The organism is Pseudescherichia sp. (assembly GCF_031979925.1).
Lineage (GTDB): Bacteria > Pseudomonadota > Gammaproteobacteria > Enterobacterales > Enterobacteriaceae > Pseudescherichia.
This window is the reverse complement of record NZ_DALZFB010000004.1, coordinates 92,474-117,443: the sequence shown is the minus strand read 5'-3', so window position 1 is coordinate 117,443 and position 24,970 is coordinate 92,474. Positions and strand designations below refer to the sequence as shown.

The 24,970-nt window shown below is 55.6% G+C and carries 21 protein-coding genes and 1 tRNA gene; 12 read left to right on the top strand and 10 right to left on the bottom strand.

The genetic code is table 11. The annotated features are described in order from the left end of the window. Positions 1 to 59 precede the first annotated feature (59 nt). The 3 genes from RTM13_RS08905 (at position 60) to RTM13_RS08895 (ending at position 2,667) form a co-directional block, all read left to right on the top strand. A complete protein-coding gene (locus tag RTM13_RS08905; protein WP_312211704.1) occupies positions 60 to 821 on the top strand; it encodes an isocitrate lyase/phosphoenolpyruvate mutase family protein in 762 nt (253 codons plus the stop codon). Beyond that, positions 808 to 1,866 carry a methylated-DNA--[protein]-cysteine S-methyltransferase gene (locus RTM13_RS08900; protein ID WP_312211703.1) on the top strand — a complete coding sequence of 353 codons (1,059 nt, stop codon included), beginning with the start codon at positions 808 to 810 and terminating at the stop codon, positions 1,864 to 1,866. Before RTM13_RS08905 ends, RTM13_RS08900 begins: the two co-directional genes overlap by 14 nt. A gap of 75 nt (positions 1,867 to 1,941) precedes the next feature. After that, positions 1,942 to 2,667: a 4'-phosphopantetheinyl transferase superfamily protein gene (locus tag RTM13_RS08895; RefSeq protein ID WP_312211702.1), complete on the top strand. Its 726-nt coding sequence runs from the start codon at positions 1,942 to 1,944 to the stop codon at positions 2,665 to 2,667. Between the two features lie 9 nt (positions 2,668 to 2,676). On the opposite strand, the gene ligB is transcribed toward RTM13_RS08895, so the two are convergent. Continuing rightward, positions 2,677 to 4,356, bottom strand: coding sequence for an NAD-dependent DNA ligase LigB (ligB, locus tag RTM13_RS08890; protein WP_312211701.1), 1,680 nt, complete (start codon positions 4,354 to 4,356; stop codon positions 2,677 to 2,679). Between the two features lie 256 nt (positions 4,357 to 4,612). On the opposite strand from ligB, the gene gmk reads away from it, so the two are divergent. From gmk to RTM13_RS08855, 7 genes are all read left to right on the top strand, one after another. After that, the gene (gene gmk, locus RTM13_RS08885; RefSeq protein WP_312211700.1) at positions 4,613 to 5,236 is read left to right on the top strand and encodes a guanylate kinase; all 624 of its coding nucleotides are present in this window, start codon (positions 4,613 to 4,615) and stop codon (positions 5,234 to 5,236) included. A gap of 54 nt (positions 5,237 to 5,290) precedes the next feature. Then, the gene (rpoZ, locus tag RTM13_RS08880) at positions 5,291 to 5,566 is read left to right on the top strand and encodes a DNA-directed RNA polymerase subunit omega (RefSeq protein WP_031523238.1); all 276 of its coding nucleotides are present in this window, start codon (positions 5,291 to 5,293) and stop codon (positions 5,564 to 5,566) included. An 18-nt stretch (positions 5,567 to 5,584) separates the two neighbouring features. Then, entirely contained in the window at positions 5,585 to 7,699 is a 2,115-nt protein-coding gene (gene spoT, locus RTM13_RS08875) for a bifunctional GTP diphosphokinase/guanosine-3',5'-bis pyrophosphate 3'-pyrophosphohydrolase (protein WP_312211699.1), read from the top strand. A gap of 4 nt (positions 7,700 to 7,703) precedes the next feature. Beyond that, positions 7,704 to 8,393 (top strand): tRNA (guanosine(18)-2'-O)-methyltransferase TrmH, encoded by a 690-nt coding sequence (gene trmH / locus RTM13_RS08870; protein WP_312211698.1) that lies wholly within the window; start codon positions 7,704 to 7,706, stop codon positions 8,391 to 8,393. Between the two features lie 4 nt (positions 8,394 to 8,397). Further along, complete coding sequence (gene recG / locus RTM13_RS08865) at positions 8,398 to 10,479, top strand: ATP-dependent DNA helicase RecG (protein ID WP_312211697.1); 2,082 nt, start codon at positions 8,398 to 8,400, stop codon at positions 10,477 to 10,479. A gap of 103 nt (positions 10,480 to 10,582) precedes the next feature. After that, positions 10,583 to 11,974, top strand: coding sequence for a xanthine/proton symporter XanP (xanP, locus tag RTM13_RS08860; RefSeq protein ID WP_042393379.1), 1,392 nt, complete (start codon positions 10,583 to 10,585; stop codon positions 11,972 to 11,974). A gap of 120 nt (positions 11,975 to 12,094) precedes the next feature. Beyond that, entirely contained in the window at positions 12,095 to 13,774 is a 1,680-nt protein-coding gene (locus tag RTM13_RS08855; RefSeq protein WP_312211696.1) for an AsmA family protein, read from the top strand. Positions 13,775 to 13,807: 33 nt separating this feature from the next. Here RTM13_RS08855 and yicI read toward each other — a convergent pair whose 3' ends face one another. Both yicI and RTM13_RS08845 read right to left on the bottom strand, forming a co-directional pair. Further along, positions 13,808 to 16,126, bottom strand: a complete 2,319-nt coding sequence (gene yicI, locus RTM13_RS08850) for an alpha-xylosidase (RefSeq protein WP_312211695.1) — start codon at positions 16,124 to 16,126, stop codon at positions 13,808 to 13,810. A gap of 12 nt (positions 16,127 to 16,138) precedes the next feature. Beyond that, positions 16,139 to 17,533, bottom strand: coding sequence for a glycoside-pentoside-hexuronide family transporter (locus RTM13_RS08845; protein WP_312211694.1), 1,395 nt, complete (start codon positions 17,531 to 17,533; stop codon positions 16,139 to 16,141). Between the two features lie 289 nt (positions 17,534 to 17,822). On the opposite strand from RTM13_RS08845, the gene RTM13_RS08840 reads away from it, so the two are divergent. Next, positions 17,823 to 17,917, top strand: a tRNA-Sec gene (locus RTM13_RS08840). A gap of 161 nt (positions 17,918 to 18,078) precedes the next feature. Here the strand turns inward: RTM13_RS08840 and RTM13_RS08835 are convergent. From RTM13_RS08835 to bla, 3 genes are all read right to left on the bottom strand, one after another. Further along, positions 18,079 to 18,654, bottom strand: a complete 576-nt coding sequence (locus RTM13_RS08835) for a PIN domain-containing protein (RefSeq protein ID WP_312211693.1) — start codon at positions 18,652 to 18,654, stop codon at positions 18,079 to 18,081. Beyond that, positions 18,654 to 19,112 (bottom strand): helix-turn-helix domain-containing protein, encoded by a 459-nt coding sequence (locus RTM13_RS08830; protein WP_312211692.1) that lies wholly within the window; start codon positions 19,110 to 19,112, stop codon positions 18,654 to 18,656. The genes RTM13_RS08835 and RTM13_RS08830 overlap by 1 nt, the downstream gene beginning before the upstream one ends. A gap of 106 nt (positions 19,113 to 19,218) precedes the next feature. Beyond that, entirely contained in the window at positions 19,219 to 20,073 is an 855-nt protein-coding gene (bla, locus tag RTM13_RS08825) for a class A beta-lactamase (RefSeq protein WP_409456034.1), read from the bottom strand. Between the two features lie 245 nt (positions 20,074 to 20,318). Here bla and RTM13_RS08820 point away from each other — a divergent pair, with 245 nt between their 5' ends. Next, positions 20,319 to 21,731: a hypothetical protein gene (locus tag RTM13_RS08820; protein WP_312211691.1), complete on the top strand. Its 1,413-nt coding sequence runs from the start codon at positions 20,319 to 20,321 to the stop codon at positions 21,729 to 21,731. A 144-nt stretch (positions 21,732 to 21,875) separates the two neighbouring features. Here RTM13_RS08820 and RTM13_RS08815 read toward each other — a convergent pair whose 3' ends face one another. From RTM13_RS08815 to RTM13_RS08800, 4 genes are all read right to left on the bottom strand, one after another. Then, complete coding sequence (locus tag RTM13_RS08815; protein WP_312211690.1) at positions 21,876 to 22,214, bottom strand: helix-turn-helix domain-containing protein; 339 nt, start codon at positions 22,212 to 22,214, stop codon at positions 21,876 to 21,878. 56 nt (positions 22,215 to 22,270) lie between these two features. After that, the gene (locus RTM13_RS08810; protein WP_312211689.1) at positions 22,271 to 22,522 is read right to left on the bottom strand and encodes a DUF1471 domain-containing protein; all 252 of its coding nucleotides are present in this window, start codon (positions 22,520 to 22,522) and stop codon (positions 22,271 to 22,273) included. Between the two features lie 217 nt (positions 22,523 to 22,739). Beyond that, entirely contained in the window at positions 22,740 to 23,492 is a 753-nt protein-coding gene (locus RTM13_RS08805; RefSeq protein WP_312211688.1) for a carboxymuconolactone decarboxylase family protein, read from the bottom strand. Next, positions 23,470 to 24,945: a heavy metal sensor histidine kinase gene (locus tag RTM13_RS08800; RefSeq protein ID WP_312211687.1), complete on the bottom strand. Its 1,476-nt coding sequence runs from the start codon at positions 24,943 to 24,945 to the stop codon at positions 23,470 to 23,472. The genes RTM13_RS08805 and RTM13_RS08800 overlap by 23 nt, the downstream gene beginning before the upstream one ends. Between the last annotated feature and the right edge of the window lie 25 nt (positions 24,946 to 24,970).

The window sequence follows — 24,970 nt, the reverse complement described above, 5'->3', positions numbered from 1 at the left end:
GTTGTGAGAAGGATGTGCGAAACCCCACACTCATCGGAAAATCACATCCGGAGAGAATCATGGATTTCAATGCGCTTCATCACCAAAACCAACCCCTACTTATCGCTAACGTCTGGGATGCCAGCAGCGCTCTGGCAGCACAACAGGCTGGGTATTATGCGCTGGGCACATCCAGTGCCGCTATTGCCACTCTGCTAGGGTATGAAGATGGCGAAGATATGAGTTTTGACGAGCTGCTATTTATCGTTACCCGCATTAAAGCAGTCACATCACTGCCCTTAACCGTTGACCTGGAATCGGGTTATGGCGATATAACAAGCCGCATCATTGAAAATATCCATCGTCTGGCCCGGGCTGGCGTTGTAGGCATAAACATAGAAGATAGTCACGTTGTGAATGGCGTACGCAGCCTCGATGATGCGCATACCTTTGCCAGAAAAATTCAAGAACTCACCGCCGCTTGCCCCAGTATATTTTTTAATATTCGTACCGATACGTTTTTACTCAACATAGAGGATGCGCTTGAAGAGACACTGTCTCGTGGTCAGCTATACGCCGCCCATGGTGCCAATGGATTATTTGTCCCTGGCGTGACGCAACCTGATAGTATTGCTGCTCTGACGCGTCACGTTACCCTGCCTTTGAATGTTATGTGTATGCCGACGCTTCCAGATTTCGGCACGCTGGCTTCGCTGGGTGTTCGACGTATTTCTATGGGCAATTTTATCCATGCCGCAATGCAAGACAGGTTAAAAGAGTCGCTCTGTAAGATTCAGGCAAACCAATCCTTTTCGGACGTTTTTAACTATGAAAATAACTGATAATGTCCAATGCGATGTGTGGTATCAGGCTTTGCTTGCACGTTCCACAGAGTTTACCGGTGTCTTTTTCGTCGGCGTCAAAACGACAGGCGTGTTCTGTATCTCAGTATGCCGGGCACGGAAACCCAGGCGAGAAAATGTCGATTTTTATGAGGATCTTAAGTCCGTGCTTGCTGCCGGATTTCGCCCGTGCAAAATTTGCCGTCCAATGGAAAATGCCTGTACTTCACCCGATTTCATCGAACAGGCGTTACAGTTGGTTCGAGACACGCCAAAAGAGCGCATTAGCGATGCGAAACTGCGCCAGCATAATATTAGCCCGGAGCGAGTACGGCGCTGGTTTCTGCAGAACCATGGGCTCACCTTTCAGGCGTTTCAACGTATGCAGCGCGTTAACGTGGCGCTACAGGAACTTAAAGCAGGCCGCTCAGCAACGGATGTCGCATTCGACAATGGCTATGATTCTCTGAGCGGCTTTGGCTACACCTGTAAAAAATTGACCGGATCCGCGCCAAGTTCACGGCGTCAGGTTATTTTAATCCACCGGTTTACGACTCCGCTGGGGCCGATGTTTGTATGCGCCACCGATCGCGGTATCTGCTTACTGGAATTTGTTGACCGACGAGCGTTAGAGACCGAGTTCAGCGATCTACAGCGTCTGTTAAACGCAAGTATCATAGCGGGAGAAAACAGTCATACCCGCCAGGCAGAGAAAGAAATTGGTGAATATTTCATGGGCCAGCGGCGGCATTTTAGCGTGTCGTTAGATACGCCCGGCAGTGAATTCCAGAGTGTTGTGTGGCAAGGTTTGCAGAAAGTTTCTTATGGCGAGACAACAACTTACCGAGCGGTTGCGGTAGATATTGGTAAACCCATGGCCACGCGTGCGATAGCGTCGGCCTGTGGCGCGAATAGAGTGGCTATTATCATCCCCTGTCATCGGGTTGTCGGAAAGGATGGTTCAATGACGGGTTACGGTGGCGGCATTGCACGCAAGGCATGGTTGATTAATCATGAAAAAACACTCCCGACACATGACATTTGATGTTGGAGATGCGTTCAAAAATCGGAGGGGTATTGTGGTTCTGGAGCAGAGAATTTGCGATAGTGAAATAGTGAAGTGACGAACACCCTACTCTGCCCCACTCGCACCTTCGACGCCCTGCCCTTTATCCGGCGTGCGGAGTCCGGCTACATCCGCCACCTGCCTACGCTGACCTACTGCCTCGTTGAGTATGACCGGGCACACTACAGCGACGCGCTGTTCCAGCGTTTCTCGCAGCCGTTCCCGACGGCGCTGGCTAATGCGGTGGCAAAGCGCAGAGCCGAATACCTGGCGAGCCGCTACTGCGGGCAGGTACTGCTCGAGCAGGCGCAGGCAGCCTCAACGGTGATAGGCACCCACGATCGCGTTCCCCAGTGGCCGTCTGGCTGGCGAGGCAGTATCTCCCACAGCGACAGATACGCACTGGTGGCGATTGCGCCTGAGTCTACGGGATTAATGCCCGGTATCGATATCGAGCAGTGGCAGCCCGAGATCATGCTGGAGACGGCGGATATGTTCGCCTCGCCAGACGAGCAGAAGCTGCTATCCGCTTTGACGCTGCCCTACCCGCAGGCGCTGTTAACACTCTTTTCCGCTAAGGAGAGCCTGTATAAATCCCAGTGGCCTGAAGTGAGGCGCTACTTTGATTTCCAGGCAGCAAAGGTCACTTACGTCGATGAAGTAGAGCAGCGCTTTACCCTGACCCTCACCGAGACCTTAACGCCAAAGCTAAAATGTGGAACCGACTTTAACGGCAGCTATACGTTGCTCAACGACGCGGTCATTACCTGCATCGGTTAGCTTCGGAATCTAAAACCCCCTTATTCCCTGCGTCGCCAGCCAAGCGGTGAGACTCTGCACCAGCGGATGGTGCACGAAGGCAACCAACTGCCGCGCCTTCTCTGCACCCACGCCCGGCAGCTGCTGCCAGCTAAGCTCATTGTGCTCGGTAAACTGTGACCAGCTGCTGTCGCTTGTGAGCCGCAGCGCGGCCTGGGTGAGCGGCAGGCCCAGCGCCATCACCCAGCGGATAAACGGCCGCTCGCGGGCCAGATTAAACTGGTGCCAGATCTGCTCTCCTCTGGCTGCGCTCAGCCCCGGCGTGTTCTCTAGCTGCTGTCGGGTGAGGGCCAGCCAGGAGAAGATGTGCTCAAAGCGGTGCGTCTGATGCAGGAGCCGCCAACCCGCGTCGCCCAACCCTGGAATATCAAGCACCTGCTTCGAACTGAGCCATACCAGCCGGGCAAAAAACTGCGGCAGGCATTCAGGTGAGGCATAAAAGCAGGTAAGAGCGTTGAAATGCGCGGGCGGCGGCTCGGGCTTATCGCGCGCCAGACTGCGCCATACCACCCGATCGATGCGCGGGATCCCCTGGCCCGCCAGGCTCACCTGAACCTGATCGCCCGGGGCAATATCCAACTCATGCCAGCGGCGGACGGAGCCAAGGTTTACCCGACGCACCGTCTTGTCATCCAGCTGTACCGGCTCCAGCTCGGCCACTACGGCGATCTTACCGCTGCGCCCGGTAGCAAAGCGGATGTTCATCACCTCGGCGACCTGCTCAACGGGCGGATATTTCCAGGCCACAACCCACTCGCCTTCGCCGGGCCGCCAGCGCTTGCCCTCCGGCTCTTTCGCCCTACGGATCACCACCCCGTCAGTGACAAAGGGCAGCGGCGAGGTGAACCAGCGGGTGCGGATAGTCTCAACCTCATCCGCGTTTTTCACCGACAGGCTGAAACGCGCGCTAGTGCCAAACCCGGCTTCGCTCAGCAGCGTCAGGCGCTTCTCCATCGCGGCAGGTCCGTCTGGCCACGCCCAGACAAAGAGCGCCAGCTCATTCAGCAGAGGGGAGTTCTCCCGCTGCATTAGCGCGCCCGCTACTTTTGCTCGGGCATTGATGCCGCCCATCCGCTGCTGAATATGCCCCTCACGCGCCAGATAGATCTCCCCTTGTAGCACGCTGTTTGCCAGCGGCCCGGCAAGTCGTTTAGGCAGAGACGGAATAAGGCGCACCTTCTCCGTCCACGACTCACCTTTGCGGCCATCGCCCCGGCTGATTGCCTGCACAAGCTGCCCGTTACGGTAGACGAGGGTCACCGCTACCCCATCGATCTTAGGCTGCACCCATACATCGCGGCGATCGCTCATCCAGCGTTTAAGGGCATACTTGTCCGCCAGCTTGCGCACCCCGGTATGCATTACCGGATGCGGCACCGTGCCGTTCGCGGGCGGCGCTGAGACGTCGGGCAGCGGTTGGGATATAAAGCAACGCTGCCACTGCGCCAGCCGATCGCTGAGGCGATCGTACACCGCATCGCTTACTCCGCTGCTCCCCTCTCGCCAGTATGCCACGTTCCACTGGCTGACCTGTCGCTGGAGCCGGGCGATCTCCAGCTGCGCCCGAAAGGGCGACCAGGACGGACAGGCCGCGGTGCTGTAACAGCTCCAGATAGTTAAGCCGAGCGCTAATCCTCTACGCTTCCACATTTTTTGCCTCCCTTGCCTCGACCAGCACGGTATACCGCGTAGCGAACCGGCCGACGACTGGCAAAACAGCAGGCTGCGAGGCGGCTTCAGCACTTTTTAAAACGTTGCTGCAAACGAGAATTGGATCGGGAAGAGAGTACGCAAAATGCAATAATCTCGTGCGAAAATGTGACAAAAACTACGTTAAAGGGTGCCGACGTGTATAATAGGCACGTATGTAGACATTTCCGTTCGTTCATTACATATAAAGATACTCATGGCTCAAGGCACGCTCTATATCGTTTCCGCTCCCAGTGGCGCGGGTAAATCAAGCCTCATTCAGGCTTTGTTAAAGACCCAACCGTTGTACGACACCCAGGTTTCTGTTTCACACACCACGCGCGCGCCGCGTCCCGGTGAAGTGCACGGTGAACACTACTTCTTTGTGAATCATGACGAGTTTAAAACCATGATTGGCAACGATGCGTTCCTTGAGCATGCAGAAGTGTTTGGTAACTACTACGGTACGTCCCGGGCAGCCATCGAGCAGGTACTGTCCACGGGCGTAGACGTCTTCCTCGATATCGACTGGCAGGGTGCGCAGCAGATCCGTGCAAAAATGCCCCAGGCGCGCAGCATCTTTGTATTGCCGCCGTCGAAGCTGGAGCTGGATCGCCGCCTGCGTGGCCGTGGTCAGGATAGCGAAGAGGTTATTGCTAAGCGTATGGCCCAGGCTGTTGCAGAAATGAGCCATTACGCCGAATATGATTATCTGGTTGTGAACGATGATTTTGATACCGCTATCAGCGACATGAAGACCATCATCCGTGCTGAACGTCTGCGCATGGGCCGCCAAATGCAGCGACATGACGCTTTAATCAGCAAACTATTGGCAGATTGAACCTGGTTTCAGTATCATGCCCAGTCATTTCTTCATCTGTGGAGCACTTTAAGTATGGCACGCGTAACTGTTCAGGACGCTGTAGAGAAAATTGGTAACCGTTTTGACCTGGTACTGGTGGCCGCGCGTCGCGCTCGTCAGATGCAGGTTGGCGGTAAAGATCCGCTGGTAGCGGAAGAGAACGATAAAACTACCGTTATCGCGCTGCGCGAAATCGAAGAAGGTCTGATCAACAACCAGATCCTCGACGTACGTGAGCGCCAGGAGCAGCAAGAGCAGGAAGCCGCAGAATTACAGGCCGTCACCGCTATTGCTGAAGGTCGTCGTTAATAACGCTGCAGGTCACCCTTGTATCTGTTTGAAAGCCTGAATCAACTGATTCGCACCTACCTGCCGGAAGACCAGATCAAACGTCTCCAGCAGGCGTATCTCGTTGCACGTGACGCTCACGAGGGCCAGACACGTTCAAGCGGTGAACCCTACATTACGCACCCGGTAGCGGTGGCCTGTATTCTGGCCGAGATGAAACTCGACCACGAAACGCTGATGGCCGCCCTGCTGCATGACGTAATCGAAGATACCCCCGCCACCTATCAGGACATGGAGCAGCTGTTTGGCAAAACCGTGGCCGAGCTGGTGGAAGGGGTCTCAAAGCTTGATAAGCTGAATTTCCGCGATAAGAAAGAGGCGCAGGCCGAAAACTTTCGTAAGATGATCATGGCGATGGTGCAGGATATCCGCGTCATTCTCATCAAGCTTGCTGACCGCACCCATAACATGCGCACGCTGGGCTCGCTACGCCCGGACAAACGTCGCCGCATCGCCCGTGAAACCCTCGAAATCTACAGTCCGCTGGCGCACCGCTTAGGTATTCACCACATCAAAACCGAGCTGGAAGAGCTGGGCTTTGAGGCGCTACACCCGAACCGCTACCGCGTCATCAAAGAGGTCGTTAAGGCCGCGCGCGGTAACCGTAAAGAGATGATCCAAAAAATCCTCTCGGAGATCGAAGGTCGCTTGCAGGAGGCAGGAATTCCCTGCCGTGTCAGCGGTCGTGAGAAGCATCTTTACTCCATCTACTGCAAAATGGTGCTGAAAGAGCAGCGTTTTCACTCGATCATGGATATCTATGCTTTCCGGGTGATTGTCCACGATCTCGACACCTGCTACCGCGTGCTGGGCCAGATGCACAGCCTCTACAAGCCGCGTCCAGGACGCATGAAGGACTATATCGCCATTCCGAAAGCGAACGGCTATCAGTCTCTGCACACCTCCATGATTGGCCCGCACGGCGTGCCGGTTGAGGTGCAGATCCGTACTGAAGATATGGACCAGATGGCAGAGATGGGGGTTGCGGCACACTGGGCGTATAAAGAGCACGGTGAAAGCAGCACCACCGCACAGATCCGCGCCCAGCGCTGGATGCAGAGCCTGCTTGAGCTTCAGCAGAGCGCGGGCAGCTCGTTTGAATTTATCGAGAGCGTTAAATCCGATCTCTTCCCCGATGAGATTTACGTTTTCACACCGGAAGGGCGCATCGTTGAGCTGCCTGCCGGTGCGACGCCGGTCGACTTTGCCTATGCGGTGCATACCGATATCGGCCACGCCTGCGTAGGCGCGCGCGTCGATCGACAGCCCTATCCGCTATCGCAGCCGCTGACCAGCGGTCAGACGGTAGAGATTATTACCGCGCCGGGCGCACGCCCGAACGCCGCCTGGCTTAACTTTGTCGTGAGCTCGAAAGCGCGCGCCAAAATCCGCCAGATGCTGAAAAACCTCAAGCGTGATGACTCGGTGAGCCTGGGCCGTCGTCTGCTGAATCATGCCCTCGGCGGCAGCCGCAAGCTGGCGGAGATCCCGACCGAACATATCCAGCGAGAGCTGGTGCGTATGAAGCTTGTCTCCCTTGACGATCTGCTGGCAGAGATCGGCCTCGGCAACGCTATGAGCGTGGTGGTGGCGAAAAACCTGCAGCAGGGCGAAGCCTCTGCGCCGACAGCGACAACGACGCCAAGCCATGGCCATCTGCCGATTAAGGGCGCGGACGGGGTGCTGATCACCTTTGCGAAATGCTGCCGTCCGATCCCCGGCGACCCGATTATTGCGCACGTTAGCCCCGGTAAAGGGCTGGTGATCCACCATGAGTCCTGCCGTAACATCCGTGGCTACCAGAAAGAGCCAGAGAAGTTTATGGCGGTCGAGTGGGATAAAGAGACGGCGCAGGAGTTTATCACCGAGATCAAGGTTGATATGTTCAACCATCAGGGTGCGCTGGCAAACCTGACGGCGGCAATCAACACGGCCTCTTCCAATATTCAAAGTCTGAATACGGAAGAGAAAGATGGTCGCGTCTATAGCGCCTTTATTCGTCTGACCTGCCGCGATCGCGTGCACCTGGCGAATATCATGCGCAAAATCCGCGTGCTGCCGGACGTGATCAAGGTCACCCGTAACCGAAACTAGCCTTATGACTCTGAAACGTTATACGCGTATACGTGAGATGCTCGCCAGGCGGCAGCCTGATCTGACCGTCTGCATGGAGCAGGTTCACAAGCCGCATAACGTTTCGGCAATTATTCGCACCGCCGATGCCGTCGGCTTGCATGAAGTTCACGCCGTCTGGCCGGAAAACCGGATGCGCATCATGGCCTCCTCTGCTGCGGGGAGCAACAGCTGGGTACAGGTTAAAACGCACCGCACCATTGCCGATGCCGTCGGGCATCTGAAAGGCCAGGGGATGCAGGTGCTGGCTACCCATCTCTCTGAAAAAGCAGTAGATTTCCGCGATATCGACTACACCCGCCCGACCTGCATTCTGATGGGACAGGAGAAGACCGGTATCACCCAGGAGGCGCTGGATCTGGCGGACCAGGACATTATCATCCCGATGATCGGCATGGTGCAGTCGCTTAACGTCTCGGTGGCCTCTGCGCTGATCCTCTATGAAGCGCAGCGCCAGCGGCAGAACGCCGGAATGTACGCTCGCGACACGAGCACCATAGATTATGACGACCAGCATCGACTGCTGTTTGAAGGCAGTTACCCGGTGCTCGCCCGCGTGGCGAAGCAGAAAGGGCTCCCCTATCCCGACCTCAACGCGCATGGCGAAATAGAAGCCGACGCCGCGTGGTGGGCCACTATGCAGGCGGCAAGGTAAGCGTATGCAGGGTCGGTTATTAGATGCTGTCCCGCTCAGTTCTTTAACCGGCGTTGGCGCGGCGCAAAGCAGCAAGCTGGCTAAAATCGGCCTGGTTAACGTCCAGGATCTGCTCCTGCATCTGCCGCTGCGCTACGAAGACCGCACCCATCTCTACCCTATTGCCGACCTGCTGCCGGGCGTCTATGCCACGGTTGAGGGCGAAGTGCTGAACAGCAACGTTACCTTTGGCGGCCGTAAGATGATGACCTGCCAGATCAGCGACGGCAGCGGCATTCTGACGATGCGCTTTTTCAACTTTAACGCGGCGATGAAAAACAGCCTCTCGCCAGGCCGCCGCGTGCTGGCCTACGGCGAAGCGAAGCGCGGCAAGTATGGCGCGGAGATGATCCACCCTGAGTACCGCATTCAGGGCGATCTCAGCACCCCGGAACTTCAGGAAACTCTGACGCCGGTCTACCCCACTACCGAAGGCATCAAGCAGGGAACGCTGCGCAAGCTGACCGATCAGGCGCTGGATCTGCTCGACACCTGCGCCATTTCAGAGCTGCTGCCGCCTGAGCTGGCACAGGGGATGATGACCCTGCCGGAGGCGCTGCGCACCCTGCATCGTCCGCCGCCGACGCTACAGCTGACCGATTTAGAGCACGGCCAGCACCCTGCCCAGCGCCGCCTGATCCTGGAAGAGCTGCTGGCGCACAACCTCAGTATGCTGGCGTTACGCGCTGGGGCGCAGCGTTTCCATGCCCAGTCGCTGAAGGCCAACGATACGTTAAAAAATCAGCTGCTGGCGGCCCTGCCGTTTAAGCCAACCGCTGCACAGGCGCGGGTCACGGCAGAGATCGAACACGATATGGCGCTGGATATCCCCATGATGCGCCTGGTGCAGGGCGACGTTGGCTCGGGTAAAACGCTGGTGGCCGCTCTCGCCGCATTACGCGCTATCGCCAACGGTAAGCAGGTGGGGCTGATGGCGCCCACCGAGCTGCTGGCCGAGCAGCACGCCAATAACTTCCGCAGCTGGTTTGAACCGCTGGGAATCCAAGTGGGCTGGCTGGCGGGCAAGCAGAAGGGCAAGGCCCGCCTTGCGCAACAGGAAGCGATTGCCAGCGGTCAGGTGCAGATGGTGGTCGGTACGCACGCTATATTCCAGGAGCAGGTGCAGTTTAACGGCCTGGCGCTGGTGATTATCGATGAGCAGCACCGCTTTGGCGTCCACCAGCGGCTGGCGCTGCGGGAGAAGGGCCAGCAGCAGGGCTTCCATCCGCATCAGCTGATCATGACCGCCACCCCCATTCCCCGTACCCTGGCGATGACCGCCTACGCCGATCTCGATACCTCGGTGATCGACGAGTTGCCGCCGGGACGTACCCCGGTCACCACCGTGGCGATTGCCGATACGCGCCGCAGCGAAATTATCGATCGCGTGCGTCATGCCTGCACTGCCGAAGGCCGTCAGGCCTACTGGGTCTGTACCCTGATTGAAGAGTCTGACCTGCTGGAGGCCCAGGCCGCCGAAGCAACGTGGGATGAGCTGAAGCTGGCCCTGCCGGAGCTGAACGTTGGGTTGGTCCACGGCCGCATGAAGCCTGCCGAGAAGCAGGCGGTGATGCAGGCGTTCAAGCAGGGCGAGCTGCATCTGCTGGTAGCGACCACCGTAATTGAAGTGGGCGTAGACGTCCCCAACGCCAGCCTGATGATTATTGAGAACCCTGAGCGTCTTGGCCTTGCGCAACTCCATCAGCTGCGAGGCCGCGTTGGCCGGGGCGCGGTTGCCTCTCACTGCGTGCTGCTCTACAAATCCCCGCTCTCTAAAACTGCGCAAAAGCGTTTGCAGGTGCTGCGCGACAGCAACGACGGCTTTATAATTGCGCAAAAGGATCTGGAGATCCGCGGTCCCGGCGAGCTGCTCGGTACCCGTCAGACTGGCAACGCCGAGTTTAAGGTCGCCGACCTGCTGCGCGACCGGGCAATGATCCCTGAAGTACAGCGCCTCGCCCGCCATATTCATGAACGCTACCCGGAGCAGGCCGCTGCGCTTATCGAACGCTGGATGCCGGAAACCGAGCGTTATTCCAACGCCTGATAACCCCTCCTGGAAACACCTTGTAAAATTTATAAATGCAATCGTTTGCTTTTATGAGTTGCTCAGCTAAAATGCCCGCTTTTCCACCGTGGAATTGCCTGAGATGTCCGTTAACACCGTCGAGTCAGAAAATGCGCAACCGGTTGCGCAGCCACATAACAGCGAACTGATATACCGCCTGGAAGATCGCCCGCCGCTGGCGCAAACCCTTTTTGCCGCCTGCCAGCACCTGCTGGCGATGTTTGTTGCGGTCATCACTCCGGCACTGCTGATCTGCCAGGCGCTGGGCCTGCCCGCGCAGGACACGCAGCACATCATCAGCATGTCGCTGTTCGCCTCTGGCGTGGCCTCGATTATTCAGATTAAGGCATGGGGTCCGGTGGGCTCAGGTCTGCTCTCTATTCAGGGCACCAGCTTTAACTTCGTCGCCCCCCTGATCATGGGCGGCACGGCGTTAAAAACCGGTGGCGCGGACGTCCCAACGATGATGGCGGCGCTGTTCGGCACCCTGATGCTGGCGAGCTGCACAGAGATGGTCATCTCCCGCGTGCTGCACCTGGCTCGTCGGGTGATCACCCCGCTGGTCTCCGGCGTGGTGGTGATGATTATCGGCCTGTCGCTGATTCAGGTCGGCCTGACCTCCATCGGCGGCGGCTATGGCGCGATGGCGGATCACACCTTCGGCGCACCGAAAAATCTGCTGCTGGCGGGCGTGGTGCTGGCTGTGATCATCCTGCTGAACCGCCAGCGTAACCCTTACCTGCGCGTGGCTTCACTGGTGATCGCCATGGCGGTAGGCTACCTGCTGGCCTGGTGGATGGGCATGCTGCCGCAGAACAGCGCCCCGACCAGCAGCGACCTGATCATGATCCCGACTCCGCTCTACTACGGCCTGGGCATCGACTGGAGCCTGCTCCTGCCGCTGATGCTGGTATTCATGATCACCTCCCTCGAAACCATCGGTGACATCACCGCCACCTCCGACGTCTCTGAGCAGCCGGTCTCCGGTCCGCTCTATATGAAGCGTCTGAAGGGTGGCGTGCTGGCTAACGGCCTGAACTCCTTTGTTTCGGCGGTGTTCAATACCTTTCCGAACTCCTGCTTCGGCCAGAACAACGGCGTGATCCAGCTGACCGGCGTTGCCAGCCGCTACGTAGGCTTTATCGTGGCGCTGATGCTGATTGTGCTCGGCCTCTTCCCGGCAGTGAGCGGCTTCGTCCAGCACATTCCTGAGCCGGTGCTCGGTGGTGCGACTCTGGTGATGTTCGGCACCATCGCCGCCTCCGGGGTGCGTATCGTCTCCCGCGAGCCGCTGAACCGCCGCGCAATCATGATTATCGCCCTCTCGCTGGCGGTTGGCCTCGGTGTCTCCCAGCAGCCGCTGATCCTGCAGTTTGCGCCTGACTGGCTGAAAAACCTGCTCTCCTCCGGCATTGCCGCAGGCGGTATTACCGCTATCGTGCTGAACCTCGTCTTCCCGCCAGAGAAGAACTAGTTCCCCTCGCGGCAGCGGTATTTATCCGCTGCCGCCGTAACACTGTCTCACCATTCCTTCCTTGAGCATTGCGCATAAATCGTGCATAAACTCCTTGTATGCTCACCGGGAAGGAAGACCATGAAACTGATTGGAAAAGTGCTGCTCTACATCGCGATCGCCCTGCTGCTGGTGCTCCTGGCCTGCTATTTTTTGGTTCAGACGCGCTGGGGTGCAACGCAGGTCGGCAAGTGGGTCAGCAGCAATACCGACTATCACCTCGCCTTTGACGCCGCCGATCATCGTTTCTCTTCACCTTCCCATCTGCTGCTCAAAAATGTCAACTTTGGCCGCAAAGGCCAGCCTGCGACGTTGGAGGCGAAGAGCGTGGACATCGGCTTCAGCAGCCGCCAGCTCACCGATCCCCTGCACGCGGACACTATCTTGCTTCAGGAGGGAACGCTCAACCTCTCGCCTGCCACCGCGCCGCTGCCGCTCAAGGCCGACCGCCTGCTGCTGAGCGATATGGCCTTTAACAGCCCGGCCACCGGCTGGGATCTCAGCGCCCAACGGGTAACCGGCGGCATCACGCCCTGGGAGCCGGTAGCAGGCAACGTGATGGGCAGCAAAGCGCAGATCCAGTTCAGCGCCGGCTCGATGACGCTGAACGGCGTCCCCGTCAGCAACGTGCTGATTCAGGGCAGCATCGATAACAGTGACGTGACCCTGAGCACGATTGGCGCGGATATGGCGCGCGGCTCGCTCACCGGCACGGCCCGTCGCACCGCCGACGGGGGCTGGATTGTCGATAGCCTGCGCCTGAACGATATCCGCTTACAGAGTGATAAATCCCTGACCGATTTCTTCGCCCCGCTGACTACTCTGCCCTCGTTACAGATTGGCCGTCTTGAGGTGACCGATGCTCGCCTACAGGGGCCGGACTGGGCGGTGACCGATCTCGACCTCAGCGCTCGCGCTCTGACCCTGACGAAGGGCGACTGGCAGAGCGAGGATGGCCGACTGGCAATGAACGCCAGCGAGTTTATCTTTGGCTCGCTGCACCTCTTCGATCCGATTTTTAACGCCGAGTTCTCCCCGCAGGGCATCGCGCTGCGCCAGTTCACCTCCCGCTGGGAAGGCGGCATGGTGCGTACCTCGGGCAACTGGCTGCGAGATGGCAAAGCGCTGGTGCTGGACGACGCGGCGATAGCCGGCCTGGAATATACTCTGCCAGCTAACTGGAAACAGCTGTGGATGGATCGGCTCCCCGGCTGGCTGAACAGCGTAACGCTAAAAAGGTTTAGTGCCAGTCGTAACCTGGTGATCGATATCGATCCTGCGTTTCCGTGGCAGATCACCGCCCTGGATGGTTACGGTGCAAACTTACAGCTGGCAAGGGATCGCCAGTGGGGCGTGTGGGGCGGCAGCGCCAAGCTCAACGCCGCTGCCGCAACCTTTAACCGCGTTGACGTCCGCCGACCTTCGCTAGCGCTGGCTGCCGACCGCAGCACGGTCAACATCAGCGAGCTGAGTGCCTTTACCGGCCAGGGCCTGCTGGAGGGAACCGCTACCGTTTCGCAGGGACCGGAGCGGCAGGTGAACGTTAACCTCAACGGACGCGGCATTCCGCTCAGCATATTGCAGCAGTGGGGCTGGCCCGCACTGCCCCTCTCCGGCGGCGGTAATATCCAGCTCACCGCTACCGGCAGGGTCAATGCCGAAGCACCGCTGAAGCCAACCGTCAACGGCGAGCTGAAAGCGATCGACGTTATGAAACAGCAACTCACCCAGACGATGCGCAACGGCGAAATCGTGCAATAAACACATCGCCCGGTGGCGCTACGCTTGCCGGGCCTACAGCTCGATCGAGAGCGTATTTCCTTCGGTACTCACCACCACACCCCACTCGCTGCCAGCGGATGTACCGCCTTGCACGCCGCCGACCTGCGTTACGTTACGCAGGCAGAGCGTCCAGCGCTGCGCCTCGCCGGAACCCACTACGCGCAGCGTATTACCCTCGCGCTTCGCTTTCAGGGTAAATATTACTGCGCCGTCGTCACCCGGCACCTCACAGGTGGCCTCGTGACCATCCTCAAGGGCAAAGAGCTGGAAGGCGGTTCCCTCGTGCCACGCGTAGTCCGGCCGCTGGTCGTTACTCCCCAGCGCCAGCAGCGTGTTGTTGCGCACATAGACCGGCAGGCTCATAAAGTCGTGCTGCTGTCTGTGCCAGCGGCTGCCCTGTAGCTCATCGTTGCGCCACAGGTGCGTCCAGCGCCCCTCGGGTAGATAGAACTGCACATCGCCCGCCTCGGAGAAGACCGGCGCAACCAGCACGGCGTCGCCGAGCATATACTGGCGGTCAAGGTAGTCGCAGGCCGGATCGTCAGGAAACTCCAGCATCATCGCTCGCAGCATCGGCGTACCCTGCTCACGAGCCAGCGCGGCCTGGCGGTAGAGATAGGGCATCAGGCGGCACTTCAGCTGGGTAAAGTGGCGCACCACGTCGCAGGACTCTTCGTCATAGGCCCAGGGCACGCGGTAGGATTTGCTGCCGTGCAGGCGGCTGTGGCTGGAGAGCAGCCCGAACGCACACCAGCGCTTATAGACGTGCGCCGGAGCGGTATTCTCAAAGCCGCCGATATCATGGCTCCAGAAGCCAAACCCGGAGAGACCAATCGACAGCCCGCCGCGCAGGCTCTCCGCCATCGACTCATAGTTGGCGTAGCAGTCGCCGCCCCAGTGCACCGGGAACTGCTGCGCGCCTACTGAAGCCGAGCGGGCAAACAGCACCGCCTCGCGCTCACCTACCGTCTCTTTCAGGACGTTCCACACCAGCTCGTTGTAGATATAGGCATAGTGGTTGTGCATCTTCTGCGGATCGGCGCCGTCGAACCATTGGACGTCGGTAGGGATGCGCTCGCCAAAGTCGGTTTTGAAGCAGTCAACGCCGATCGCCACCAGCTTCTTCAGCTCGTCGGCATACCAGCGGCAGGCCTCAGGATTGGTAAAGTCATAGATTGCCAGCCCCGGCTGCCACTTATCCCACTGCCAGAGCGAGCCATCCGGGCGCTTAAGCAGGTAGCCCTTCTCCTTCAGCTCCTTAAAGCGCGGCGACCTCTGCCCGATGTAGGGGTTGATCCAGACGCAGATTTTCAGCCCCTTCGCCTTCAGGCGGCGGATCATTCCCTCTGGATCCGGGAAGGTCACCGGGTCCCACTCAAAATCGCACCACTGGAAGGCCTTCATCCAGAAGCAATCGAAGTGAAAAACGTGCAGGGGCAGATTGCGATCGGCCATGCCGTCGATAAAGCTGTTTACCGTGGCCTCGTCGTAGTTGGTGGTAAACGAGGTGGTCAGCCAGAGGCCAAACGACCAGGCAGGCGGCAGCGCCGGGCGGCCAGTCAGCTGCGTGTAGCGGTTCAGGACATCCTTTGGCGTCGGGCCGTCAATCACGAAGTATTCGAGATGCTCACCTTCAACGCTGAACTGCACCTTCGACACCTTCTCCGATCCCACCTCAAAGGAGACGCACTCGGGATGGTTCACCAGCACACCGTAGCCGCGATTGGTGAGATAGAAAGGGATATTCTTGTACGCCTGTTCGGTGCTGGTGCCACCGTCGCGGTTCCAGGTCTCCACCGTCTGGCCATTGCGCACCAGGGCGGTAAAGCGCTCGCCCAGGCCATAGACAGCCTCTCCGACACCCAGATCCAGCCGCTCGAACAGGTAGTTTTTCCCGTGATGCGCATCCTGCACGTAGCCGCTGTTCTTCAGCTGGCTGCCGGTGATCCTCACGCCGTTGCGCAGAAAATCCAGCGACCACGTCTCGCCTTTGGTCACGCGCGCGGTAAGGTTGCCGGAGGTCAGGGATGCAAACGCCTCGTTGTTTTGTAATTCAATCTCTACATCTTTTTGCACGTGCAGCGGGTAGTGTGGGCCGTTATCTAACGCGCCCTGGAAGTGCTCCATCCGCACGCCGATCGCGCCCTCCTGCGGCGAGAAGAGACGCAGGGTAAAAAGCGGGGTATCCAGCTGCCACGTCCGCTCGCGCACGTCACGTGGGGCGGCGTGGATCAACAGCTCGCTGCCCTGCTGCTCTACGTCAAAGACCTGCACAGGAGAGATCACGTTAAGGCCGGGTTGAATAAGCCAGTTTCCGTCACTGATTTTCATGTTCTGTTCCTTTTAATGCGTTAATTCTTTGCCGATCGATTCCTGGCCAAACTCCTGCTGGTTGCGGCGTGCGCCCACGGCGAGCTGCTGCATCATGGCGGTCAGGAATGGGGTTTTCAGGGTGTAGAAGCGTTTGGCAACGATGGCGCTCAGCAGGTAGCAGACCGCCGGGACGAGGGTAAAGAGGGCAATAATGATGGTGATCGTGGTGCCGTTCTGCGCTTTCGCCGCCGCATCGTAGCCGCCGCCCGCCAGCGCCCAGCCGATCACCGCCCCGCCGAGAGCGAGGCCCAGCTTCAGCACAAACAATGTGCCGGCGAAGCTGATCCCGGTCAGGCGTTTGCCGTTACACCACTCGCCATAATCGACGGTGTCGGACATCATGACCCACTGGATCGGCGTCACCAGCTGGTGCAGAACGCCAATCACGAAGATAAAACCAAACATGGTGATGCTGGCGCTCATCGGCACGAAGAACATCGCCACGCTCAGCACCGCCAGCGCCGCGTTGGTCCACCAGAAGACGCTAACCTTGCACTTCCAGTCGGTAAGCGGCTTCGCCAACGCGCTGCCGATCAGATTGCCGACGCAGTAGGTGGTGAGGAAGGCGACGAACACCTCCGGCTGGCCGAGGATCCATGTGACGTAGTACATCATCGCCCCGCCGCGTACGCAGACCGCGAGGATATTCAACAGCGTCAGGAATCCGACGATGCGCCACTGGTCGTTGTTCCAGATATCGCGCAGATCTTCCCGCATGGGCGTGGTGCTCGGCGGCACCTGGATGCGCTCGCGGGTGGTAAAAAAGCAGAAGGCGAGCATCAGGAACGCCACCACCGAGAGCACTGCAATACCGCCCTGGAAGCCCAGCGCCTTATTCTCGCCGCCGATCAGATTTACCAGCGGCATCATCAGCACCGTGGAGAGCATACCGCCCGCCGTCGCCAGCACGAAGCGCCAGGACTGGAGCGAGATACGCTGGGTTGGGTCATTGGTGATCACGCCGCCGAGGGCGCAGTAGGGAATATTAACCACGGTGTAGAGTAGCGTCAGCAGCGTGTAGGTGACGGCGGCGTAGACCAGCTTGCCGCTGTGGCTGAGATCCGGCGTGGTGTAGGCCAGTACACAGACGAGGCCGAAGGGGATTGCGCCGAACAATATCCACGGACGGAACTTGCCCCAGCGGCTGCGGGTACGGTCAGCGATCAGACCCATACAGGGGTCAGAGATGGCGTCCAGCGCGCGGGCCAGCAGGAACATGGTGCCAACAAAGCCCGCAGGAATACCAAAGATGTCGGTGTAGAAAAACATCATGTACAACATGACGTTATCAAAGATGATATGGCTGGCGGCGTCGCCCATGCCGTAGCCAATCTTCTCCTTTACAGAAATAATCTGACTCTTCATTTTTCTTATCCTTCAGGTAAGGAAACGTTCTGAGACCGGTTGCAGTCGTTGTAAACCATCCCCCTCAACGCGGGTATTCCGTTTTCTGGTTATCAGATTACGATTCTTGTTTTCTGTGATCGCGGTAGGCTAAAAAGACGAATTCGATTGTAACTTTCGGAAACTATAGGGTTTTTAATCAAAGCGGCGGGTGGCAACGAAACGGGATAGTGAAAAAAGCGCTAATAGATGTGTGTAAAGGCAGGAAAGTAGCTATAATGCGCCCGCCTCCATGTAGCAATGCAGGCGCGGAAGATCGTCGTCTCCGGTGAGGCGGCTGGACTTCAAATCCAGTTGGGACCGCCAGCGGCCCCGGGCAGGTTCGACTCCTGTGATCTTCCGCCAAAATCAATAAATTTCTACGCTATTTTCTTATATATCTAATTTCACAGCTTGAAAAAGATAAAAGCCAGTTAATCTATCTTAATATTAAATAGAAAGCATTGCTTATGGATTTAATCAATAAATCACATACTGGTATTTATCTGTCTATCCGATAAAGGTTTTTAAAGGATACGTTCATACCCTTCTAAAGCTTTAACCGTTCTAGTTAACCCTTGCTTTAATAACATTGCTAAAAATTCTTCCACGTTTATGGGAGGACGCCTGAGGGACTGCCGCTGTCTTCTCACTGCCTCAAGTGTCAGAGCATGATTAAGATCGAACAGATCAGAGATAAACTCATCGGGATGAAGAGCTTCGATATTGAATGGAGCTAGAAACTCAGTGGGGAAATCTTTTTGATTCAGTGTGACTATAACTTCTGCTTTTGCACGAATAGCCGCTGCAAGGACATGTCGGTCATTAATATCTGGAAGGGTTAACCCTTCAATTAAATACTCATAACCAGTGATATTTGCATCAGGCAGCGCCTGATTCATCAATTTAACGATGTACTCAAGCGTTTGTGCCTGGATGTCCGATCTTTTTTTCAACAAATTTCTACACCACTCATGGTGTATATCTCTACTCCATTTCGGTTGGTATAAGCCTACAAGGCCAAGATGCATCAGTAGATCCCTGAGTCTCGCAGGGTAAAGTACACATGCATCTAATACTACCGGATATGGCGAATGCCTCATTAATACATCCCTGTATCCTGCGCCTGATCTGCCAAAGCCTGCATCGCATTCAGACTTTCATTTTCACGTCTCTTTTTATATTCCATCAGATCGGCAAACGAAACCCGGCGGTGACGCCCAATTTTGTGAAAAGGTAGCTTACCCTCTTCAAGAAGTTTCACCATATGTGGCCGGGATACGTTCAGGATATTTGCAGCTTCTTGCGTAGTGAGTTCGGCATGAACCGGCACAATCTGTACCGCATTACCGGCAGCAAGCTCACCCAGAACCTCCACTAACATCGTCATTGCACTTGTTGGTAATTCAATAGTGTGGGTTTTATCATCCTCACCCATGATGGAGATCCGCTGGGTTTGCAGCTTTGTAGAGAGATAAGCTGCCAGTTCCCGTTGACCACGCTGGGCCAGCTCACTCTCATGAGAATCAGGAAGATTAAGATTAGTTAGCGTTGCGGTCATGTCGATAGTCCTCGATATACTCAATAACTCAGAGGTTAATCGAAATAAACGAAACTAGCAATATTCGAAACAGTCGAAACACAACCTGTAAGCCTTACTTACACGCTCACCGAAACACCCTTTCCCCAATCTTTTTAATCACCCCATCGCTCACATTCATCGCGGCATCCGTCTGGGTTATGTAGATCGCCATATAGACAGGCTTTTCCCCCGTGGGATACACAGCGGCAATGATAGCCCTTGAGCCGTAGCCGCCTGCGCCAGTCTTATCCGCGATGGTCCAGCCCTTGGGCAGAGCGGCGCGCAGCAGGTTGTCGGCAACCTTATCCTCCCGCATCCAACCTTGCAGCACCGTTCGATGCGAGGGGGTTAGCAGCGGCGTTGCCAGCAACTTATGCACCCCTGCTGCCATACGTTCCGGCGTTGAGGTATCGCGCTCATCTCCTGGCGTGGCTTCGTTGAGTGTGGGTTCGGTGCGATCCAGCCGGGTGATGGTATCGCCGCTCTCACGCATAAAGCGCGTCACCGCTTCGGGGCCGCCGAGGTAAGTCAAAATGCTGTTGCCTGCCGTATTATCGCTATAGCTCACCGCCGCCACGCACAGGGTTTGCAGCGTAATGGTCGCCGGGGCAACATAGTTTTTGGTGATCGGAGAGTAGCTCAGCAGCTCGTCAGGCTTAATGGTGACCGTCTCATCCAGCGAGCCAGAGGTTTTGTGCAGACGGTCGAGTAGCGCGGCGCAGGCAAGTACTTTAAAAGTGCTGGTTAAGGGGAAACGTTCACTCTGACGGTAGCCAAAAATCGACTGGCCCTCGGCGTTGACGATGGACATGCCAATCTTACCTGGCAGGCGCGTCTCCTCCTGTTGCAGGAAGGCCTGTAGCCCTTCGGTATTAATTGCCTGAGCCTGCTGGCACAGGGCGCAAAGAAGAATCAGTACCCCGCCGATAGTGCGTTTCACATCAGAATTCCTTTTCGCCACCCGTCATGTCATGACATTAGCATACTTCACCTTACGCTACGGTAGCGCAGAGGGATTATCTGATTAGAACTGAGACTCCACTCCCAGCTCGCGGCTCTCTTCTAACTCCTCTGCCACCCTAAAATATGCCATTGACTAGCGAAAATGTTGCAGTATTTAACATTACTTTCTAGTAAAATCAGGACATCATTTTCAATGTAAGTTTATCAATAAAATAGGTTGCTATGAGTCAGGAATTATCATTTATACTTACGCTTCGCGATTTATCCGTCAACCTTTACTTACTTAAAGACGATGCTTCTATTGATGAAATAAAGAAGTGGGTTATCATTAATCATCATCTCCTGCCAGATGAAAAATATGTCATAGATTTTGTTAACAAGCTTATTGAAATATCAGAGAAAAATGCATCAATGAGTGAAGTGGATGACTTTTTAGTTGACGTTTCCCACTTTTGGATCTCATATGTCACCGCAGCTCCTCTGGATTTTATTTATGCAGGAAAGAGAAGCAGTGAACATATTATTGAGAGCGTGCTATCTGAATATAACATTAAATGCAATGGGCATATTTATACAGATGATGAGGTGGACTTAGCTAGTTTAGATCACCAGGGCCTGTCGGAATTAAACAGACCAGTGCTATTATGTGATAATTCCGGCTTATCCTACTTCAATAAAAATCACTTTATTGGTTATCTTAACATTGAACGCTTTGATCATTCCATCATTAACAGCGAGCACATTACAAATACCATAAAAAATTATTACAGCATGGCTGAAATCATTAATGAAAACTATCAAACCTTGCGAAAGGATCAGGGTGAAAATATCCGCAAGGTTATCTTAGGATCATCGTATGCGTATTATGGCGTGCCTGACTCACTGCTTTGTCAATCGGTAAACTTGTCTATCGCAAGTGGTGACGCATCATATAACCACGCCTTAATAAAACACTGCCATGAAAAATACGGCATTAAGAATTATGTAGTTGTACTTGGTTATTTCGAACTTTTCCATGAGTTGTCAAAAGGGCTTAATGGATATTTTTATTTGGCAAAACAGTTCTTTAAAATTAACAATATCAAATATGATTACCGCGCACGCAGCAATAAGTTAAAAAATGAGAATATCTTCACTTCTTATAGCAACCCCATGGAGTATGTTTTAAAAGAATTTATCCCCCACTTTATGGCAGCTATATCATTAACATCTGCGCAAGAAAAATTCACCAACAGCAACAGTTCTACAAACAAAAAAATTATTAATAATTTTAGCTATAGTGACACGCAGACCACCAATGAGACCCAGTATTTCTCTAAATTTTATAATACGGATGGGGTAGCTGAGTTTAATAAAATCATTTTTTCTAAGATGACTGATTTTATCAGAGAGATTAATGGTAATATATTTTTTGTAATCCAACCTTTTCTTCCTCTATTCAATGAGAGATATCATAAAGAAATGCGAGATGAAACATTAACTTTCTTTGATGCAATATCTGATGGTGAATCAACTTTTTTTATTGATCTGTCATCAGATATGGACTTTACTCCTGAGGATTTTTTTGATGCGCATCACATGAATTTTCAAGGTGCACAAAAACTTTACCATAAACTTAAATGGCTTAAGCTATAGATATTAATGTCATATAAGCGATACTCGGTTCCAAAAAATAATAAAAGAATGAAGTAAATGGCATATTTTGAAAAAAGCAGCATTAAAAGAACTTTTCACTATGCTATAACTTAGCAATAAGAGTAGCAATCAGCGGGGCGCTCGTTAGATCCCGCCACGCCTCACGTTACGATAGCGCGACGGCGGAATTTGATAACGTTTTGAAAAGACCCGGGTAAACGACTGCTGAGAGTCAAAACCGTATTTGCAGGAGATGGTAATGATACTCTCTTCGGTCTCGACTAAATCCTTTGCCGCCTGGCTGAGCTTTTTCTCGCGAATATATTGCGCCAGGCTAATATGCATCACCTGGGAAAAAATCCGCTGAAGATGCCATTTGGAATAACCCGCACGGGCGGCGACCTCTTCGATTCTCAGCGGCTTATGCAAGTTATGCTCTATCCAGCTGGCAATATCTTCAATGATATTTTCTGTTTTCACCATAAACTAACGCTCCGGTTAAGTTGCCAGTGGATAAGGATATTAATTGTACGCATGGCTCAGCGGTATATTTCCGCAACGCCATGCATCCGGTTGTCACCGGAGGTCGAGATAATTTTATAGGAGGTCGCGCCTTTCTCACTTGCCTCATGAGATAGCGCCTCTGACAGATCGTCCAGAGAGTAAGCGTTGCTGGCGGAGACGACGCCTATTTTCTCTTTACCCGTTGAATCGACAACGGGTTCAGCGGCAATGGCTGCGTTATATGAACCAAACCCCATCAGCAATGCTGCAAGCATTAATTTTTTCATAGCGATAGCCTCGTTAAAAATAAATGTTCATCGATAATGAGATGCTGCCCTCGGATATGAATATAGGCGGTGCGCCTGTCGGAAAACTGACGGTTATCTGACATCCTTGTCAGAATAGCGAGGCTTTACTTAACTTTATTTAACTAAAGGTTGTTTGAATTACCTTGATAGCGTCATTCTCCAATTGTGAGGCTGTTATTTAGTTTCCATTCTTTAACTATTTTGCTTCGGCCAGCGCTCTTTCAACGCGCGCGGCGGCATCGACATCGCCGTTGCTACGCAGCGCCTGGGCAAGCTGGCGCAGCTGGCCGGCGCTCAGCCCCACCCGCAGGCTGGCTTTGACGTGGGCCAGCAGCTGAGACTCCACGCCCGGCATCGAGGCTAACGCGCCGACGGTAGCCAGCTCGCGGCTCTGCCAGTCCAGGTTGTCGCGGGCAAAGATATCGCCGAAGAGGTGGGTTTGCAGGAACTGGTTGATGACCGGAGCGAAATCAAACAGCGCCCCCTGCACCGGCGCGCCGGATATAGTGGTCTGGTTGGCCGTGCCTACGCGCCGAAGCTCATCGCCAACGGGAACGGGAGCGGAAGGCTCTTTACCCTGCGCGTCGTTGATGCCGCGCGCTTTACGTGCATCGACCACCTTCATCAGCTCACCCAGCGCATTGAGGCTGCGGGGAAAGCCGGTGTAGGCATAGAGCTGAACGAGGATCTCTTTGGTTTCGTTTACCGTCAGGCCCGCATCCAGCCCCTGGTTAAGGGCGGCGTTGAGCTTCTTCATATTGCCAACCGCCATAGACGCCGCAATCAAAGGGATAGCCTGCTGGCGGGCCGTGAGCGTATCGGCGGTGGTGTGTTGTTCCTGCATTTCTGATGCTCCTGAAGTTACGGGGGCGGCAGCCAAAGCCTGATTCGCGCTGAACATCAGCAAGGCCGCTGCCGCAAGGGTTTTAACGTGCGTGGTATTTTTCATCCTTCACCTTCTCCATCCAGTCAGCCGCTTTACCCTCTACCATTCCGGTTAACGCGAGATGCGTCATGGCGCTATCGGGGGCAGCGACTGCAAACGTCAGTCCAAAGGTGTTAACTCCCCCTTCACTGCGCGCAAAAGCTTCCCCCCGGTGCATGATGGCCACCGCGCGGACGATCGCCAGGCCCAGGCCGTGGTGGGTATCGCTTTTGGCGCGGGAAGAGTCCACCCGGTAGAAGCGTTCGAACAGACGCTCTAAATGCTCCGGCGCAATAGGAGCGCCGGGGTTAGAGACGGCGACGCAGGCCTGCTTTTCACTTTCGCTTAACCTGACGATCACCGTGCTCTGGGGCGGAGAGTGTCTTGCGCCATTCTCCAGAAGGTTTGCCAGCGAACGATGGAACAGCCGCCGGTCGATATGTGCAACCACATCACCTTCAACCTGCAGTGAGAGCTGCTTTTCAGCGAAAGAGGGTTCGACGTACTCGGCCGTTTTTAGCGTCTCCTCGCGCAGGGAGACCTGAGTCAGCTGGGAGGCGTGCTCGCCTGCATGGGCATGAGAAAGAAACAGCATATCGTTAACGATGGAGGTCATCCGCTCCAGCTCCTCCAGATTTGAGCCGAGCAGCTCCTCAAGCTCCTCCAGCGAACGTCTGCGGGATAGCCCCAGTTGGGTCTGACCGATCAGGTTGGTGAGCGGCGTGCGCAGCTCATGGGCTACGTCGGCGTTAAAGCTCTCAAGCTGCCGCCAGGCTACTTCCTGGCGCTCCAGCACCCCATTGAAGGATGACGCCAGCTGCCGTAGCTCCTCCGGCAGCGCCTCTGCATCCAGCCGCTGGCCGTGATCGCCCGGTGCCAGGTGCTGAGCCTGATCGCTGAGCGCGCCCACCGGACGCAGCCCCACCCTTGCTACAGCAAAGCCAAGCAGCGCCACAATCGGTACCCCCAGGACGATGATAATAATCAGCGTACGGGTGAAGGCCTCCAGCGTGCCCATATAGGGGGTCGAGTCGATAGCCACCACATAGCGCAGATCGGGCCGCTCGCCTCTGGCGGGGATCGTTTTCACCAGCACGAACAGCGAGCAGGCGTCTCCGGTGGCTCCCGGTACCTGATTGACGCCCTCTTTCAGCGAGGCCCAGCTCACGCCTACCGGTGGTGCGCCGCCCAGGCTAAAACGCGCATCGTTACTGACGATCCAGTAGCGAACCCGCTCACCCTCCGAGCTGGCCAGATCGGTAAACTTGTTCGCCAGTATCGGCCAGCTCTCCGCTGACGTGCGCGACGCAATCCAGGGCCGCATCAGGGATTCGCGAAAAAGCAGCTCGTTGTGCATCTGCTTTTGCAGAGACTCATGCAGCGAGCTTCTCAGCACAATGCCAAATACCGCCACGATGAGTAAGGCACTCATGGCGAACATCAGCGCCAGATGGCTGGAGATAGCGCGTTTAAACATGCTTTTCGCCCTCGCTTAAGGAGGA

Bases quoted from the DNA above. Each gene is read 5' to 3' on its own strand.
- RTM13_RS08900 (WP_312211703.1), top strand. From the start codon at position 808: ATGAAAATAACTGATAATGTCCAATGCGATGTGTGGTATCAGGCTTTG.
- rpoZ (WP_031523238.1), top strand. From the start codon at position 5,291: ATGGCACGCGTAACTGTTCAGGACGCTGTAGAGAAAATTGGTAACCGT.
- RTM13_RS08845 (WP_312211694.1), bottom strand. From the start codon at position 17,533: ATGAAGAGTCAGATTATTTCTGTAAAGGAGAAGATTGGCTACGGCATG.
- gmk (WP_312211700.1), top strand. From the start codon at position 4,613: ATGGCTCAAGGCACGCTCTATATCGTTTCCGCTCCCAGTGGCGCGGGT.
- ligB (WP_312211701.1), bottom strand. From the start codon at position 4,356: ATGTGGAAGCGTAGAGGATTAGCGCTCGGCTTAACTATCTGGAGCTGT.
- yicI (WP_312211695.1), bottom strand. From the start codon at position 16,126: ATGAAAATCAGTGACGGAAACTGGCTTATTCAACCCGGCCTTAACGTG.
- RTM13_RS08835 (WP_312211693.1), bottom strand. From the start codon at position 18,654: ATGAGGCATTCGCCATATCCGGTAGTATTAGATGCATGTGTACTTTAC.
- RTM13_RS08830 (WP_312211692.1), bottom strand. From the start codon at position 19,112: ATGACCGCAACGCTAACTAATCTTAATCTTCCTGATTCTCATGAGAGT.
- RTM13_RS08810 (WP_312211689.1), bottom strand. From the start codon at position 22,522: ATGAAAAAATTAATGCTTGCAGCATTGCTGATGGGGTTTGGTTCATAT.
- xanP (WP_042393379.1), top strand. From the start codon at position 10,583: ATGTCCGTTAACACCGTCGAGTCAGAAAATGCGCAACCGGTTGCGCAG.
- recG (WP_312211697.1), top strand. From the start codon at position 8,398: ATGCAGGGTCGGTTATTAGATGCTGTCCCGCTCAGTTCTTTAACCGGC.
- trmH (WP_312211698.1), top strand. From the start codon at position 7,704: ATGACTCTGAAACGTTATACGCGTATACGTGAGATGCTCGCCAGGCGG.
- RTM13_RS08820 (WP_312211691.1), top strand. From the start codon at position 20,319: ATGAGTCAGGAATTATCATTTATACTTACGCTTCGCGATTTATCCGTC.
- RTM13_RS08905 (WP_312211704.1), top strand. From the start codon at position 60: ATGGATTTCAATGCGCTTCATCACCAAAACCAACCCCTACTTATCGCT.
- RTM13_RS08815 (WP_312211690.1), bottom strand. From the start codon at position 22,214: ATGGTGAAAACAGAAAATATCATTGAAGATATTGCCAGCTGGATAGAG.
- RTM13_RS08805 (WP_312211688.1), bottom strand. From the start codon at position 23,492: ATGAAAAATACCACGCACGTTAAAACCCTTGCGGCAGCGGCCTTGCTG.
- RTM13_RS08855 (WP_312211696.1), top strand. From the start codon at position 12,095: ATGAAACTGATTGGAAAAGTGCTGCTCTACATCGCGATCGCCCTGCTG.
- RTM13_RS08800 (WP_312211687.1), bottom strand. From the start codon at position 24,945: ATGTTTAAACGCGCTATCTCCAGCCATCTGGCGCTGATGTTCGCCATG.